Consider the following 16,094-nt stretch of genomic DNA (forward strand, 5'->3'; position numbering starts at 1 on the left):
ACTTAGTCGGCCGACTTCGCGAGCATGGCGGCCGTTGCCGCCCGCCAGCGCAGAGAGTCAACGACCAGTCCTGCCGCGAGGCTGCCGCCCATTAACGGTAGCGCCAGCCCCAGCATGACTGCTATCGCCAGCGTGAGCGCGCGGGCAGGCCATCCGAGGTTGAACCAGGCCTGAATCAGGGTATTCGCCGGATTAAACGCCGCATGCGCCGGGCGGCGGATCCACCACAGGCGATACCCCACCACAATCATCACGCACAGCGCGATCCCAAACGCGATCAGCAGCAGTTGATTGGCAAGACCAAACAGAATCCCCATATGGAAATCGATACCCCAGCGGGTCAGCTTCGCCATGAGCGGGAAACTGGCAAAGCGGGTGCGATCGACAACCTGCATGCTCTCCCCATCCACCGCTATGGCGTCTACCTGCGTAGGCCAGCTTCGGTCAATCTCATTGACCGTCCACGCCCGCCCCGCCGCTGCCGGAGGGCGGATTTCCAGCTTGCTGGCATCGAGCCCCGCCGCCCGCGCAATCGTCAGCATCCGATCAAACTGTTCGCCTTTCGGCGCCAGCGCCGCATCTGCTCTATGCGCCATGTGATGTCCGGCATGCGGATCATGCGGCATCGGCATGGCGCTATGCAGTTGCGTATTCACCTGCGGCGTCAGCCAGCCGAATGCCGCGCGCATTTTATCCACATTGCCACCGGCCCACTGCGACCAGGTCAGCCCGGTGGCGGAGAAGAGCAGCATACCGGCCAGTAGCGTCCAGCCCAGAGAAACATGCAGGCGACGGCTATTCTGCATACGGTTATTTATCCGCTTACGGGGACGAGTCATCGCCCAAAGGACAATGCCACCGAGTGCCGCAACCCACATCCAGGATGCCGCCAGCTCGCTATAGATCCGGCCGCTATCCCCAAGCAGCAACGATCTATGGGCGTAATCGATCCACTGGCGTAGCGGTAGAATTCCGCTGGTTCCATAGACCGTCATATCGCCCTTCACCTTCAGCGTTACCGGGTCGATAAAGATAGCCCGGGACTCAGACACGCCCAACAGCGGATCGGCAAACATCACCCGCGTGGTCTCCCCGGCCTTAATGGCCGGGCGCAGCGCCTGTAAACGAAGATTCCCCTGAGTCGTCTCTTCCGCAACCGCCAGCTGGGCGCTAAGCGGCTGACGTTCGCCGTTCAGCGAACCATGCAGAGCATCCTGATAGAGCCAGTTCTCCAGCTGCGGAGTGGCCACGTACAGCGTCCCGGTGAGGGCCGCCACGAAGATAAACGGCCCGACAAACAGACCAATATAAAAATGGAGGCGTCGCAGCAGGTTCAGCCATGCCGCGCGCGAGGTGCAGGTAGTCATACTTTTCCTTTCTGAAAGCAAAAAGAGGACGTAGCGCTATGCGCATCGTTATTTTTAGAAGGCAGAAAAAGCAGGGCGCTGCGGCGGCGCGCGGGTTTCGGGGTACAGCCAGGGGAAGTAATGCCGACGCTTTAGCACCAGGCAGGAAAAAAGAACGCGCACGCGACGCAGGACGGCGGAGAGAAGCAGCGCCAGCGCAAAGAGCAGCCCCGGAACGTGAGCCAGCAGCACGCAGTAGCCACAGGCCTCCGCATGGTCGAGTGGCATCGTGTGCGTCGACTGCGGCGCAGGAGAAACCGCCGGGTGGGACATCGTCTGCTCATGCGGCATATCCGCCATCATCATCGCATGATGCATGCCGGGCATAGCGCTCAGCGGATCTTTTTGCAGTGAGACCGAGATCAGCGGCGCAATCACAATCAGCAGGATCGAAAACAACGCCAGCCATGCGGCCCGCCGTTTGAATGCTGACTGTTGATAAAGTTTACTGACCACCGCCCCTCCGAAATGAGAGCGATATTGTAAATGATTTACATCAGAATGGTTAAATTGAGGATAAAAAAAGGGCCGGCCCATCAGGCCAGCCCTTTTCATCAGGATGTCGCGAAAGCGAATCTTAGTTAAGACGCTCTTTGATACGAGCAGACTTACCGGTACGCTCACGCAGGTAGTACAGTTTAGCTTTACGTACAGCACCACGACGTTTAACAGCAATGCTGTCAACTACCGGAGAGTGAGTCTGGAAGACACGCTCAACGCCTTCGCCGTTGGAAATTTTACGAACAGTGAATGCAGAGTGCAGACCGCGGTTACGAATAGCGATAACCACGCCCTCGAATGCCTGCAGACGTTTTTTGGAACCTTCAACAACCCATACTTTCACTTCCACGGTATCACCCGGACGGAAGGAAGGTACGTCCTGCTTCATCTGTTCTTGTTCAAGTTGCTTAATAATGTTGCTCATAATTTAATCTCTTATCCTGGGTAAACTGATATTGGGGGCTTACGCCATCCCATCATGTTTATGCTGCTGTTTTACGTGTTCAGTTTTGAACTCCGCCAGCAACTTTGCTTGCTCTTCAGTCAGAGCCAGGTTTTCCAAAAGTTCAGGTCTTCTAAGCCAGGTACGGCCCAGCGACTGTTTCAAACGCCAGCGACGAATCTCAGCATGATTTCCCGACAGCAAAACTGGCGGTACTTCCATCTCTTCTAACACTTCAGGACGGGTATAGTGTGGGCAGTCCAGTAATCCATCGGCAAAGGAATCTTCCGTTGCCGATGCTTCATGACCCAGAACCCCCGGAATAAACCGGGAAACGGAGTCAATCAGCGTCATGGCTGGTAACTCACCACCGCTGAGGACGTAATCGCCGATTGACCATTCTTCGTCAATTTCGGTCTGGATTACGCGCTCATCTATGCCTTCGTAGCGACCGCACACCAGAATCAGTTTCTGATTCGTGGCCAGTTCGCTGACGCCCGCTTGATCAAGCTTGCGTCCCTGAGGTGACAGATAAATCACCTTTGCGCCTTCACCTGCCGCGGCTTTTGCTGTGTGAATGGCGTCCCGTAAAGGTTGCACCATCATTAGCATCCCCGGTCCGCCGCCGTAAGGACGATCGTCCACGGTACGGTGCCGGTCATGAGCAAAGTCACGAGGACTCCAGCTCTGGATGCTCAGCAGGCCATTTTTTACTGCCCGGCCAGTTACCCCGTAATCGGTAATTGCGCGGAACATTTCAGGAAACAGGCTAATTATGCCAATCCACATAGCGCCGTCTTTTACCGTTTATCCGGAGAATTTAAAAACCAGGATCCCAGTCTACTTCGATTGTGCGAGTAGCGAGATCGACTTTCTTGATAACCTGCCCATCGAGGAACGGAACCAGCCGCTCCTTGATACCAAATGCATCTTTCAGGTTTGCCTTAATGACGAGAACGTCATTTGACCCGGTTTCCATCATGTCGATGACTTTACCCAGGCCATAGCCTTCTGTGGTTACTACCTGGCAGCCCATCAGGTCTTTCCAGTAATAGTCACCCTCTTCGAGCTTCGGCAGCTGCGAGGAATCCACGACAATTTCGCAATTCGTCAGCAGATTCGCAGCATCACGATCGTCAATGCCTTTCAGCTTAATAACGATGTCCTGATTATGGTGGCGCCAGCTTTCCAGCTCAACGACCTGCCACTGACCCGCCTTCTGGATTAACCAGGGCTGATAGTCAAAAATGCTTTCGGCGTCTTCGGTGGAGGAAAACACTCTGAGCCAACCACGGATACCGTAGGAAGAACCCATCTTGCCCAATACGATCGGATCAACAGGTGCTTGTGCGGTGTGTTGCTTGCTCATCATGACCACCGTGACAGATTAAGCTGCTTTGTTTGCTGCTTTGATCAGCGCGGCAACGCGATCGGAAACGGTAGCGCCCTGGCCAACCCAGTGAGCGATACGATCCAGATCCAGACGCGTTTCTTCTTCGTTCGCAGAAGCGATCGGGTTGAAGAAACCAACGCGCTCGATGAAGCGACCGTTGCGTGCATTACGGCTGTCGGTGACAACAACCTGGTAGAACGGACGCTTTTTAGCGCCGTGACGAGCTAAACGAATAGTTACCATAACATCCTCTTGTGTGAATAGAACACCCGGGCCCCATCGAGGAACGGAGCCCGGGTGTCATATTAAAAGCCCGAAAATTTTACTGATTTCTGTGCAAAAATCAATTCAAAACTACAATACGCTAAATAATTCGAGTTGCAGGCAGGCGGCAAGTGAGCAAATCCCCGGGAGCGTACACAAGTACGTGACCGGGGTGAGCGAATGCAGCCAACGCATCTGCGGCTTGAATTATGACGCGTATTAGCGACCTGGGAATCCTGGCGGCATCATCCCTTTCATCCCGCGCATCATCTTCATCATGCCGCCTTTCGACTTCATCTTCTTCATCATGCGCTGCATATCGTCGAACTGCTTCAGCAGACGGTTCACATCCTGCACCTGCATCCCGCAGCCGGCGGCGATGCGACGCTTACGTGAACCTTTAATGATTTCCGGCTTAGCGCGCTCTTTCAGGGTCATCGAGTTGATGATCGCCTCCATCCGCACCAGCACTTTGTCATCCATCTGCGATTTCACGTTGTCCGGGATCTGCCCCATGCCCGGCAGCTTGCCCATCAGGCTGGCCATGCCGCCCATGTTTTTCATCTGACGCAGTTGCTCAAGGAAATCGGTGAGGTCGAAACCATCGCCTTTCTTCAGCTTGGAGGCCAGTTTCTCGGCCTGCGCGCGGTCAACCTTGCTCTCGATATCTTCGATCAGCGACAGCACGTCGCCCATGCCGAGAATACGGGAAGCAATACGATCCGGGTGGAACGGCTCCAACGCTTCGGTCTTTTCACCCACGCCGAGGAACTTAATCGGTTTGCCGGTGATATGGCGAATCGACAGCGCGGCACCGCCGCGAGCGTCGCCATCGACTTTAGTCAGCACCACGCCGGTCAGCGGCAGCGCTTCGTTAAACGCTTTGGCGGTATTCGCGGCATCCTGACCGGTCATCGCATCAACGACGAACAGCGTCTCTACCGGGTTAAGCGAAGCGTGGACCTGTTTGATTTCGTCCATCATCGCTTCATCAACGTGCAGACGACCGGCGGTATCCACCAGCAGCACGTCGTAGAACTTCAGCTTCGCTTCTTTCAGCGCGGCGTTCACGATATCGATCGGCTTCTGGCCCACATCGGACGGGAAGAAATCAACGTTAACCTGCTGTGCCAGCGTTTCCAGCTGTTTAATCGCCGCCGGGCGATAAACGTCCGCGGAGACTACCAGCACTTTCTTCTTGTGCTTCTCACGCAGGAATTTACCCAGCTTGGCGACGCTGGTGGTTTTACCCGCACCCTGCAGACCCGCCATCAGCACAACGGCCGGTGGCTGAGCGGCTAAATCCAGCGCCTGGTTCTCTTCGCCCATCGCCGCAACCAGCTCGTTACGTACGATTTTGACAAACTCCTGACCCGGGGTCAGGCTTTTGTTTACTTCATGACCCACCGCGCTCTCTTTAACGCGGCTGATGAAGTCACGAACAACAGGCAGCGCGACGTCTGCTTCCAGCAACGCCATGCGAACTTCACGCAGGGTGTCTTTAATATTGTCTTCGGTAAGGCGTCCGCGGCCGCTAATGTTGCGCAGCGAACGCGACAAACGATCGGTTAAATTATCAAACATTGTCTCTCGCCTGAGGTGGAAACTGTCGGTCGCAGCAGCGACACGAAAACACGGATTTGGCGCAGTATAACACGACATGACGCGCGATGTGATGCAACGGTTGGAGCCGACGTCGCGTGACGCTATACTGCTTCTCTTTCTTATTTAGTCAACAGTCGACACCCATATGCCTGTTTTTGCTCTGCTCGCGCTTGTCGCCTACTCCATCAGCCTTGCGCTGATCATCCCCGGCCTGTTGCAAAAAAACAGCAGCTGGCGGCGAATGGCGATTCTTTCCGCAACTATTGCGTTGATTTGTCATGCTTTTGCGCTGGAGTCACGTATTTTCCCCGGCGGCGAGAGTGGACAGAATCTCAGTTTATTGAACGTCGGTTCGCTGGTCAGTCTGATGATCTGTAGCGTGATGACTATCGTCGCATCGCGCAACCGCGGCTGGCTGCTGCTGCCTATCGTCTACGCATTTGCGTTGATTAACCTGGCTTTCGCCACTTTCGTGCCGAACGAATACATCACCCATCTGGAAACCACGCCGGGAATGCTGGTGCACATCGGCCTGTCGCTCTTCTCGTACGCGACGCTGATTATTGCCGCGCTGTATGCGCTCCAGCTGGCATGGATCGATTATCAGCTGAAGAACAAAAAGCTGGCCTTCAGCCATGAAATGCCGCCGCTGATGAGTATCGAGCGTAAAATGTTTCATATTACCCAGGTCGGGGTGGTCCTGCTGACGCTGACGCTGTGCACCGGTTTGTTTTATATGCATAACCTGTTTGGCACGGAAAATATCGATAAAGCCGTGCTGTCGATCGTCGCGTGGTTCGTCTATATCGTTCTGTTGTGGGGCCACTATCATGAAGGATGGCGCGGTCGTCGGGTGGTCTGGTTTAACGTCACCGGCGCAGGCCTGCTGACGCTGGCTTACTTTGGCAGCCGCGTGCTGCAACAGTTTATTAGTTAATCCCGAACACCTGCCTGTCCCGGTAGGTGTCATCATTGCAAAAAGCCTGAAGACTGGCTGCGCTCAGCGCCAGCAGGCTCATAAAATAGCCTACCGGACCAGGCGTTAAGGAGTCCCCCCTGGAACACATATCTACCACCACGCTGATCGTGACGCTGATTATCATGGTGATTATCTCTGCCTATTTCTCCGGCTCCGAAACCGGGATGATGACCCTGAACCGCTATCGACTGCGGCATATGGCGAAACAAGGCAGCCGCCAGGCAAAACGCGTCGAAAAACTGCTGCGTAAGCCCGACCGTTTAATCAGCCTGGTCCTGATCGGCAATAACCTCGTCAACATCCTCGCCTCTGCGCTGGGGACGATTGTTGGCATGCGTCTGTATGGCGATGCCGGGGTGGCTATTGCCACCGGCGTGCTGACCTTCGTGGTCCTGGTTTTCGCCGAGGTCCTGCCTAAAACCATCGCCGCGCTGTATCCGGAAAAAGTCGCCTATCCGAGCAGCTTCTTACTGGCGCCGCTGCAGGTGCTGATGATGCCGCTGGTCTGGCTGCTGAACACCATCACCCGCCTGCTGATGCGCATGATGGGCATCAAAACCGATATCATCGTCAGCGGCGCGCTGAGCAAAGATGAGCTGCGCACTATCGTGAACGAGTCGCGGACCCAAATCTCCCGCCGTAACCAGGACATGCTGCTGTCGGTGTTGGATCTCGAAAAGGTCAGCGTCGATGACATCATGGTCCCGCGCAATGAAATCATCGGTATTGATATTAACGACGACTGGAAGTCAATCGTTCGTCAGCTTACCCACTCTCCTCACGGGCGCATCGTGCTGTATCGCGGCTCGCTGGACGACGCCATCAGCATGCTGCGCGTGCGTGAAGCCTATCGCCTGATGACCGAGAAAAAAGAGTTCACCAAAGAGGTGATGCTGCGCGCCGCCGATGAAATTTACTTCGTGCCGGAAGGAACGCCGCTCAGCACGCAGCTGGTGAAGTTCCAGCGCAATAAGAAGAAAGTCGGTCTGGTGGTCGATGAGTACGGCGATATCCAGGGGCTGGTGACGGTAGAGGACATTCTCGAAGAGATTGTCGGTGATTTCACCACCTCCATGTCGCCGACGCTGGCTGAAGAGGTCACGCCATTAACTGACGGAACCGTCATTATCGATGGCAGCGCCAGCGTGCGTGAAATCAATAAAGCGTTTAACTGGCATTTGCCGGAAGATGAGGCCCGAACGGTTAACGGGATTATTCTGGAGGCGCTGGAAGAGATCCCGGTTCCCGGCACGCGCGTGCGCATCGAGCAGTATGATATCGATATTCTCGACGTCCAGGACAATATGATTAAGCAGGTGAAGGTCAAGCCGGTGAAGCCCCTTCGTGAAAGCGCCGCCGAGTAATCGACTGGCCTGATGCCAGGACGGTGAACCCAGGGTTCGCCGTTTTTTTTGCCCGCGATTTCACGGGCTGCGGACAGCAAAGAAAAACGGCCGCCTTGCGGCGGCCGTTGAAGGCAGGTTACTTCGCTTTCGCCACGGTCACCATCGCTGCGCGAATGGTGCGACCGTTCAGGGTATAGCCTTTTTGCATCACGCCCAGCACGTTGCCAGCCGCCACATCGTCAGACTCGACCATGGCGATGGCCTGGTGCACGTTCGGATCCAGCGGCACGTTGGTATCGGCAATCACTTCCACGCCGAATTTGCGTACGACATCCAGCATCGACTTCAGCGTCAGCTCGATACCTTCAACCATGGAAGCCATGTCCGGATTGGCTTTATCGGCCACTTCCAGCGCGCGGTCCAGGCTGTCGATAACCGGCAGCAGTTCGTTAATGAACTTCTCGAGGGCAAATTTGTGCGCTTTTTCCACGTCCAGTTCGGTACGACGACGCAGGTTTTCCATTTCCGCTTTTATGCGCAGGACACCATCGCGTTCACGAGTCTGAGCTTCAGCCAGCTGCGCTTCCAGATTCGCAATTTTTTCATCGCGCGGATCCACCTGCTCAGCAGAAACTTCAGGCTCAACCGCCTCAACGTTCTCGTGCTGTTCCGTGATAATTTCTTCCGGGGCTTGCCCGTCAGGCGTTTTCTGTTCTTTACTACTCATGAATTTCTCCGCGTTTTTTTCGCATTCATCTCGCTAACTTCGCTTATTATGGGGATCCGTTTCCGGGTTTCAAGGGAAGCTGTCAGATTGTCATCATTCATTTAACGCAAGGACATCCAGAACATGAAGAACCATTTCAAGTGTATAGGCATTGTGGGACACCCTCGTCACCCAACCGCGCTGACCACACATGAAATGCTCTGGCGCTGGCTCTCCGGCAAAGGCTACGAAGTTCTGGTCGAACAACAGATTGCCCATGAACTCCAGCTTAGCAACGTCAAAACGGGCACGCTGGCGGAAATTGGCCAGCAGGCGGATCTGGCGGTTGTGGTGGGCGGCGACGGCAATATGCTCGGCGCGGCGCGAACGCTGGCGCGTTACGATATCAACGTCATCGGCATTAACCGCGGCAACCTCGGTTTTCTGACCGATCTTGACCCGGATAACGCCCTACAGCAGCTCGCCGACGTGCTGGAAGGCCACTACATTTCGGAAAAACGGTTTTTGCTGGAAGCCCAGGTCTGCCAGCAAGATTGCCAGAAGCGCATCAGCACAGCGATTAATGAAGTGGTCCTGCACCCGGGCAAAGTCGCGCATATGATTGAGTTCGAAGTGTATATCGATGAGGTGTTTGCCTTCTCCCAGCGCTCGGACGGCCTGATTATCTCCACGCCGACGGGGTCCACCGCCTATTCACTCTCCGCCGGCGGCCCCATTCTGACCCCCTCATTAGATGCCATCACCCTGGTGCCAATGTTCCCGCATACGCTATCGGCGCGCCCGCTGGTGATTAACGGCGACAGCACCATCCGCCTGCGTTTTTCCCAGCGCTGTAGCGATCTGGAGATCAGCTGCGACAGCCAGATAGCGTTGCCGATTCAGGATGGCGAAGATGTCCTTATCCACCGCTGCGATTATCATCTGAACCTTATCCACCCAAAAGATTACAGCTATTTCAATACATTGAGCACCAAACTCGGCTGGTCGAAAAAATTGTTCTGATTTTAGCGGCAGCCTCTTTACTGGATAAAAAACCAGTCTATACTGTACGAAAACACAGTAATGGTTTTTCATACAGGAAGGCAGCTATGCTGGCGCAACTCACCATCAGTAACTTTGCTATCGTTCGTGAACTGGAAATCGATTTTCACAGCGGAATGACCGCTATCACCGGGGAAACCGGTGCCGGGAAATCTATTGCCATTGATGCGCTGGGGTTGTGCCTCGGCGGAAGAGCCGAAGCAGACATGGTGCGCAGAGGCGCCAGCCGTGCAGACCTGTGCGCCCGCTTCGCTTTAAAAGATACTCCGGCGGCGCAGCGCTGGCTGGAGGAGAACCAGCTGGAAAGCGGACGTGAGTGTTTACTTCGCCGCGTCATCAGTACCGACGGCCGCTCCCGCGGTTTTATTAACGGCACCGCCGTCCCGCTCTCTCAGCTTCGTGAGCTCGGCCAGCTGCTTATCCAGATTCACGGCCAGCACGCGCACCAGCTGCTGACCCGGCCTGAACATCAAAAAACGCTGCTCGATGGCTACACCGGTGAGTATGCGCTTACTCAGCGTATGGCTGAACACTACCGCCAGTGGCATCAAAGCTGCCGCGAGCTGGCCCAGCATCAGCAGCAGAGCCAGGAACGCGCAGCCCGCGCCGACCTGCTGCAATATCAGCTGAAAGAGTTGAATGAGTTCAATCCGCAGCCGGGCGAGTTCGAACAAATCGATGAAGAGTACAAACGCCTGGCCAACAGCGGCCAGCTGCTGACCACCTGCCAGCACGCGCTGACGGTGCTCGCAGACGGCGAAGAGGCCAATCTACAGAGCCAGCTCTACACCGCCAGGCAACTGGTGACCGAGCTCACCGGTATGGACAGCAAGCTCTCGGGCGTGCTGGATATGCTTGAAGAGGCGGCTATCCAGCTCAGCGAAGCCAGCGACGAACTGCGTCACTATAGCGACCGCCTGGATCTCGACCCGAATCGTCTGTTCGAGCTGGAGCAGCGCATCTCTCGCCAGATAGCCCTGGCGCGTAAGCATCAGATTACCCCGGAAGAGCTCCCCGCTTTTTATCAGGCTCTGCTGGAAGAGCAGCGCCTGCTGGACGACAGCGCGGGTTCACTGGAATCCCTTAGCCAGACCGTGGTAGAGCACCATCAGCTGGCGCTGGAGAACGCCCGGCAGCTGCACGCTCTGCGTCAAAGCAGCGCGGAAGAGTTGGCGCAGTTAATCACTGAGAGTATGCGCTCACTTTCCATGCCTCACGGAGTATTTGCCATCGAGGTAGCCTTTGATGAGCGTCACCTCACTGCCGAAGGGGCCGACCGTATCGAGTTTCGCGTTACCACGAACCCCGGGCAGCCGCTTCAGCCCATTGCTAAAGTCGCTTCCGGTGGCGAGCTGTCGCGTATTGCGCTGTCCATTCAGGTCATTACTGCGCGGAAGATGGAAACGCCGGCCCTGATTTTCGATGAGGTGGATGTCGGCATCAGTGGCCCGACGGCCGCGGTGGTGGGCAAATTGCTGCGTCAACTGGGCGAATCTACCCAGGTCATGTGCGTCACTCACCTGCCGCAGGTTGCCGGCTGCGGCCATCATCATTTCTTCGTCTGCAAAGAGACCGACGGCGAGATGACGGAAACCCATATGCACCCGCTCGACAAACGGGCGCGGCTGCAGGAACTGGCCCGTCTGCTGGGCGGGAGCGAAGTCACCCGCAACACGCTGGCAAACGCGAAAGAGTTGCTCGCGGCGTAAACTTTTTGATTTTCGCAGAGTCATAGTGAACAGCAAATTGCCGTAAGACCTGCAGTCGAAGGTTTCCAACTGGGCAAAGGTCTATTATTATCGGCATATTACAGATGAGCCACGTACTGCTCGGGCCCGAAAAGGAATAAAATCACTATGCGCTGTAAAACGCTGACTGCTGCCGCAGCGGTTCTTCTCATGTTGACCGCAGGCTGTTCCACTCTGGAACGAGTGGTTTACCGTCCTGATATCAACCAGGGTAACTATCTGGCACCTAACGATGTAGCAAAAATTCGTGTCGGCATGACGCAACAGCAGGTTGCGTATGCGCTGGGTACCCCAATGATGTCGGATCCGTTTGGTACCAACACCTGGTTCTATGTTTTCCGTCAGCAGCCTGGGCATGAAAATATCACCCAGCAGACGCTAACGCTGACCTTTAACAGCAGCGGCGTGTTAACCAATATTGATAACAAACCGGCTCTGACCAACGAGTAATGTGGTAAACACCTTGCTGCAGAAAGACAAAAAGCGCTCATTGAGCGCTTTTTTTATTCCTTTCGCCGCTATTTCCCGGCGTTTTTCTCCGCGCGCTGACGACGCAGCTCTTTCGGATCGGCAATCAGCGGGCGATAGATTTCCACCCGATCGCCATCATGCACCACATCATGCAGTTTAACCGGGCGACTGTATATTCCAACCTTGTTTTTCGCCAGATCGATATCGCCGCGCAGCGCCAGCAGGCCGCTGGCAACAATCGCCTGTTCAACCGTAGCGCCCTCTTCAAGCTTTACGCTTTGCAGGTACTGCTTCTCCGGCAGGGCATAAGCCACTTCCACCACGATGTTAGCCGGCACGATAAACCTCTTTGGCCCTGGCCGTGAAAGCCTGCACCATATTTAACGCCAGCTCTTTAAAGATGCGCCCAAACGCCATCTCAATCAGCATGTTGGTGAATTCAAAATCGAGATGAAACTCAATTTTGCAGGCATCCGGGCTCAGCGGGATAAACTTCCAGCCGCCTATCAGCTTTTTAAACGGCCCATCGACCAGGCTCATCAAAATGCTCTGGTTACTGGTAAGGGTATTGCGTGTCGTAAAGGTCTTACTGATGCCTGCTTTGGATACATCAACCGCCGCCATCATTTGCGTCGGCCCAGACTCCAGCACACGACTCCCGGTGCAGCCAGGCAAAAAATCAGGATAGGACTTCACGTCATTTACGAGTTGATACATCTGTTCCACACTGAAGGGCACCAGCGCAGTACGGCTAATCTGAGGCATAGCGAGTTCCACATTTATACACGCGGTAAATAATATCATTTATCTGCCGCTAAAAAAAACGCTGTGCCGCAACTCGTGCTAAGATAGCGCATTACACCTCGCAGGATGGATTGAGGTACTGTGTTCCCGTTTAGCAATGACTTCAGGACATTATGACCAAGAAAAAAGCCCACAAACCTGGATCAGCCACCATTGCGCTGAATAAACGCGCCCGCCATGAATACTTTATCGAAGATGAATACGAGGCTGGTCTTGCCCTGCAAGGGTGGGAAGTCAAATCGCTGCGCGCCGGCAAAGCCAACATCAGCGACAGTTATGTCATCCTGAAAGATGGCGAAGCCTATCTCTTCGGCGCCAACTTTACGCCGATGGCCGTGGCATCGACCCACTACGTCTGTGACCCGACGCGTACCCGTAAGCTGCTGCTTAATCAGCGCGAGCTGGATGCCCTGTATGGCCGTATCAACCGTGAAGGCTACACCGTCGTGGCCCTGTCGCTGTACTGGAAAAACGCCTGGTGCAAAGTGAAGATCGGCGTCGCCAAAGGTAAGAAACAGCACGACAAGCGTACCGACCTCAAAGATCGCGAGTGGGCGCTGGATAAAGCCCGCATTATGAAACACGCCGGCCGCTAATCCCCTCTTTTTAAGGGCCGGCTCAGCTGGCCCTTATGCGCTATATCGTTGTTGATGCTGCTTTTTCACCCAATCCGCTCCCACAATCGTGCGAACGAGTGCTGGTAACTCCATTCACAAATCTGTTATACTCGTCTTAACACATTGGGGCTGATTCTGGATTCGACGGGATTCGCGAAACCCAAGGTGCATGCCGAGGGGCGGTTGGCCTCGTAAAAAGCCGCAAAAAAATAGTCGCAAACGACGAAAACTACGCTTTAGCAGCTTAATAACCTGCTAAGAGCCCTCTCTCCCTAGCTTCCGCTCTTAAGACGGGGAATAAAGAGAGGTCAAACCCAAAAGAGATCGCGTGGAAGCCCTGCCTGGGGTTGAAGCGTTAAAACTAATCAGGCTAGTTTGTCAGTGGCGTGTCCGTCCGCAGCTGGCAGCGAATGTAAAGACTGGACTAAGCATGTAGTGCCGAGGATGTAGGAATTTCGGACGCGGGTTCAACTCCCGCCAGCTCCACCACATTATGATCCGGATACGTCCGGTGAAATCCTGAAAGCCCGCATGGCACAAGCCCTGCGGGCTTTTTTGTGTCTGTCTTTGTCCGAGGGCATCCGGCTAAATCCAGAGAAAATTGGTACACGTTTAGGTACACGCTATACTGTGGTCCATTAAACGTGTACCAATTATGGAAGGGATCCAGACATGGCGCGCATTACACGCCCACTGACTAACAACGAAATACTCAAAGCTAAACCCCGTGAAAAAGACTTCACCTTACATGATGGTGATGGCCTGTTCTTACTCATCAAAACTACTGGTAAAAAGCTCTGGCGCTTCCGCTATCAACGGCCGGGAAGTAGCAGCCGCACAAATTTGAGTCTAGGCTCATATCCTGCTCTTACACTCGCAGTAGCTCGTCAGATACGCGACCAGCATTTAACCACGCTCGCACAAGGCATGGATCCACAGCAGCAACAAGAGCTAGCGTCAGAACAACGTCAGATTGAGCTGGATAGCATTTTCTCAACAGTGGCTGCTAACTGGTTCCAGATTAAAAGCAGAAGCGTCACAGAAGATTATGCAAAAGACATTTGGCGCTCCTTGGATAAAGATGTTTTCCCTGCCATTGGGGCGATACCTGTTCAGGAGATTAAAGCCAGAACGATTGTTGAAGCACTTGAGCCAATCAAAGCTCGGGGAGCGCTTGAGACTGTACGTCGACTGGTGCAGCGCATTAACGAGATAATGATTTATGCGGTTAACACCGGTCTGATAGATGCGAATCCGGCATCAGGTGTTGGCATGGCCTTTGAGAAACCCAAAAAGCAAAACATGCCGACGCTGCGGCCAGAAGAGTTGCCGAGGCTAATGCGTTCTCTGGTGATGTCGAATCTCTCTGTTGCGACTCGCTGTCTCATTGAATGGCAACTCCTTACGCTTGTGCGCCCTTCTGAGGCCTCAGGTGCTCGGTGGGCAGAGATCGATCTCGGTGCCAAACTGTGGACGATTCCAGCCGAACGGATGAAGACTAAACGAGAACACATGGTTCCTCTTTCTCCTCAGGCTTTAGAGATTTTGGAGGTGATGAAGCCCGTCAGTGCTCATAGAGAACATATATTTCCAAGCAGAAATAACCCAAAACACGCCATGAATAGTCAGACTGCAAATGCAGCGCTGAAACGTATAGGCTATGGAGGAAAACTAGTTGCCCACGGGCTACGCGCTATTGCTAGTACCGCAATGAATGAGGCTGGATTTAATGCCGATGTTATAGAATCAGCATTAGCTCATTGTGATAGAAATGAAGTACGCAGAGCGTATAATAGATCTTTATATTTAGAAAAAAGAGTTGAACTTATGGATTGGTGGGGAATCACCTGCAAAGTCCTTATAGTTAGCAATACATTATCGAAGGAAGTAAAATGAAAAATGTTTTGATCACTGACCTTGACAACACTTTATTTGACTGGTTCACCATTTGGTATAAAAGCTTTAGTGCAATGTTAATGGAGATTTCAAAAATAAGTGGAATATCTGTTTCCGAGCTAACGCAACAAATAAAAAAAATACATCAAAAACATGGCACTGCTGAGTACGCTTTTGTAATAGAAGAAATACCAGCTCTTCAGGAAATTTATGGAAGCAGAGAAGAGATCAACAACATTTTCGATCCTGCAATTCATGCGTACAGAAGTGAAAGGAAAAAATACCTTCAGCTTTATCCATCAGTTTATGAAACTCTTAAAACCTTGAAGGACAAAGGTACTCTTATTATTGGCTATACAGAGTCGAAAGAGTTCTACTCTAATTATAGAATTTCAAAACTGGGCTTGGATGGTATTATTGATATTCTTTTTTCTCCAGAGGATCACTCTATTCCTTTAGGTGTTTCACCTCAAACATCTTATAATCTTAAAAAAACCATCAATAAACACACTCCTTTTGGTGAGATAAAACCAAATCCTAAAATCCTTAAAGATATAATTAACTCGGTCAATGCAAAACCTGAGCTATGTGTTTATGTTGGTGATAGCGAAATGAAAGACATTGCTATGGCTTTAGATGCTGGCGTAGATGCTGTTTTTGCCAAATATGGTACGACGCACTTTATGTCAAATGTAGAAGGCTATGATTTACTTAGAGCAGTAACTCATTGGACTGATGCAGATGTTGAGAGAGAGAGAAAAATCAAAGAAGAAAGCAAAGATATTCATGCTAAGTACACAATTAACACATTCAGTGAAATTCTGAACATCTTTGAATTCAAAGGGTTTAAATAA

The 16,094-nt window shown here is 53.2% G+C and carries 18 protein-coding genes and 1 other RNA gene; 9 read left to right on the forward strand and 10 right to left on the reverse strand.

The features are described from left to right. Positions 1–2 precede the first annotated feature (2 nt). From FNY10_RS19030 to ffh, 7 genes are all read right to left on the reverse strand, one after another. Positions 3–1,367, reverse strand: a complete 1,365-nt coding sequence (locus FNY10_RS19030; RefSeq protein WP_160703057.1) for a PepSY-associated TM helix domain-containing protein — start codon at positions 1,365–1,367, stop codon at positions 3–5. Positions 1,368–1,421: 54 nt separating this feature from the next. Further along, positions 1,422–1,862, reverse strand: coding sequence for a DUF2946 domain-containing protein (locus tag FNY10_RS19035; RefSeq protein WP_160703059.1), 441 nt, complete (start codon positions 1,860–1,862; stop codon positions 1,422–1,424). Between the two features lie 121 nt (positions 1,863–1,983). Beyond that, a complete protein-coding gene (gene rplS, locus FNY10_RS19040; protein WP_002914145.1) occupies positions 1,984–2,331 on the reverse strand; it encodes a 50S ribosomal protein L19 in 348 nt (115 codons plus the stop codon). Positions 2,332–2,370: 39 nt separating this feature from the next. Then, positions 2,371–3,138: a tRNA (guanosine(37)-N1)-methyltransferase TrmD gene (gene trmD, locus FNY10_RS19045; protein ID WP_100686423.1), complete on the reverse strand. Its 768-nt coding sequence runs from the start codon at positions 3,136–3,138 to the stop codon at positions 2,371–2,373. 31 nt (positions 3,139–3,169) lie between these two features. Next, the gene (gene rimM, locus FNY10_RS19050; protein WP_004866548.1) at positions 3,170–3,718 is read right to left on the reverse strand and encodes a ribosome maturation factor RimM; all 549 of its coding nucleotides are present in this window, start codon (positions 3,716–3,718) and stop codon (positions 3,170–3,172) included. 18 nt (positions 3,719–3,736) lie between these two features. Next, positions 3,737–3,985, reverse strand: a complete 249-nt coding sequence (gene rpsP, locus FNY10_RS19055) for a 30S ribosomal protein S16 (RefSeq protein WP_004866550.1) — start codon at positions 3,983–3,985, stop codon at positions 3,737–3,739. A gap of 240 nt (positions 3,986–4,225) precedes the next feature. Further along, complete coding sequence (gene ffh, locus FNY10_RS19060) at positions 4,226–5,590, reverse strand: signal recognition particle protein (RefSeq protein WP_100686424.1); 1,365 nt, start codon at positions 5,588–5,590, stop codon at positions 4,226–4,228. A 166-nt stretch (positions 5,591–5,756) separates the two neighbouring features. Here ffh and FNY10_RS19065 point away from each other — a divergent pair, with 166 nt between their 5' ends. Together FNY10_RS19065 and FNY10_RS19070 are read left to right on the forward strand one after the other, a co-directional pair. Continuing rightward, on the forward strand, positions 5,757–6,548 hold the full coding sequence (locus FNY10_RS19065) for a cytochrome C assembly family protein (RefSeq protein WP_100686425.1): 792 nt from the start codon (positions 5,757–5,759) through the stop codon (positions 6,546–6,548). A 119-nt stretch (positions 6,549–6,667) separates the two neighbouring features. Further along, positions 6,668–7,954, forward strand: a complete 1,287-nt coding sequence (locus FNY10_RS19070) for an HlyC/CorC family transporter (protein ID WP_141963861.1) — start codon at positions 6,668–6,670, stop codon at positions 7,952–7,954. Between the two features lie 118 nt (positions 7,955–8,072). Here the strand turns inward: FNY10_RS19070 and grpE are convergent, their stop codons facing one another. Beyond that, positions 8,073–8,663: a nucleotide exchange factor GrpE gene (grpE, locus tag FNY10_RS19075; RefSeq protein WP_100686427.1), complete on the reverse strand. Its 591-nt coding sequence runs from the start codon at positions 8,661–8,663 to the stop codon at positions 8,073–8,075. A 123-nt stretch (positions 8,664–8,786) separates the two neighbouring features. On the opposite strand from grpE, the gene nadK reads away from it, so the two are divergent. From nadK to bamE, 3 genes are all read left to right on the forward strand, one after another. After that, complete coding sequence (gene nadK / locus FNY10_RS19080) at positions 8,787–9,665, forward strand: NAD(+) kinase (RefSeq protein WP_004866566.1); 879 nt, start codon at positions 8,787–8,789, stop codon at positions 9,663–9,665. An 86-nt stretch (positions 9,666–9,751) separates the two neighbouring features. Continuing rightward, positions 9,752–11,413, forward strand: a complete 1,662-nt coding sequence (recN, locus tag FNY10_RS19085; protein ID WP_160703061.1) for a DNA repair protein RecN — start codon at positions 9,752–9,754, stop codon at positions 11,411–11,413. Between the two features lie 147 nt (positions 11,414–11,560). Continuing rightward, positions 11,561–11,902 carry an outer membrane protein assembly factor BamE gene (bamE, locus tag FNY10_RS19095; RefSeq protein ID WP_100686429.1) on the forward strand — a complete coding sequence of 114 codons (342 nt, stop codon included), beginning with the start codon at positions 11,561–11,563 and terminating at the stop codon, positions 11,900–11,902. A 68-nt stretch (positions 11,903–11,970) separates the two neighbouring features. On the opposite strand, the gene FNY10_RS19100 is transcribed toward bamE, so the two are convergent. Together FNY10_RS19100 and FNY10_RS19105 are read right to left on the reverse strand one after the other, a co-directional pair. Continuing rightward, complete coding sequence (locus FNY10_RS19100) at positions 11,971–12,261, reverse strand: RnfH family protein (RefSeq protein ID WP_131048859.1); 291 nt, start codon at positions 12,259–12,261, stop codon at positions 11,971–11,973. Then, complete coding sequence (locus tag FNY10_RS19105) at positions 12,251–12,688, reverse strand: type II toxin-antitoxin system RatA family toxin (protein ID WP_202395372.1); 438 nt, start codon at positions 12,686–12,688, stop codon at positions 12,251–12,253. The genes FNY10_RS19100 and FNY10_RS19105 overlap by 11 nt, the downstream gene beginning before the upstream one ends. A 152-nt stretch (positions 12,689–12,840) precedes the next feature. On the opposite strand from FNY10_RS19105, the gene smpB reads away from it, so the two are divergent. The 4 genes from smpB to FNY10_RS19125 all read left to right on the forward strand — a co-directional run bounded on the left by smpB (position 12,841) and on the right by FNY10_RS19125 (position 16,094). Beyond that, positions 12,841–13,323: an SsrA-binding protein SmpB gene (smpB, locus tag FNY10_RS19110; protein WP_004866580.1), complete on the forward strand. Its 483-nt coding sequence runs from the start codon at positions 12,841–12,843 to the stop codon at positions 13,321–13,323. Between the two features lie 146 nt (positions 13,324–13,469). Then, positions 13,470–13,833, forward strand: a transfer-messenger RNA (tmRNA) gene (gene ssrA / locus FNY10_RS19115). A 183-nt stretch (positions 13,834–14,016) separates the two neighbouring features. Beyond that, positions 14,017–15,240 (forward strand): integrase domain-containing protein, encoded by a 1,224-nt coding sequence (locus FNY10_RS19120; RefSeq protein ID WP_088717963.1) that lies wholly within the window; start codon positions 14,017–14,019, stop codon positions 15,238–15,240. After that, positions 15,237–16,094 (forward strand): HAD family hydrolase, encoded by an 858-nt coding sequence (locus FNY10_RS19125; protein ID WP_088717962.1) that lies wholly within the window; start codon positions 15,237–15,239, stop codon positions 16,092–16,094. The genes FNY10_RS19120 and FNY10_RS19125 overlap by 4 nt, the downstream gene beginning before the upstream one ends.

The organism is Klebsiella sp. Lac1 (assembly GCF_009825425.1).
GTDB lineage: Bacteria > Pseudomonadota > Gammaproteobacteria > Enterobacterales > Enterobacteriaceae > Klebsiella > Klebsiella electrica.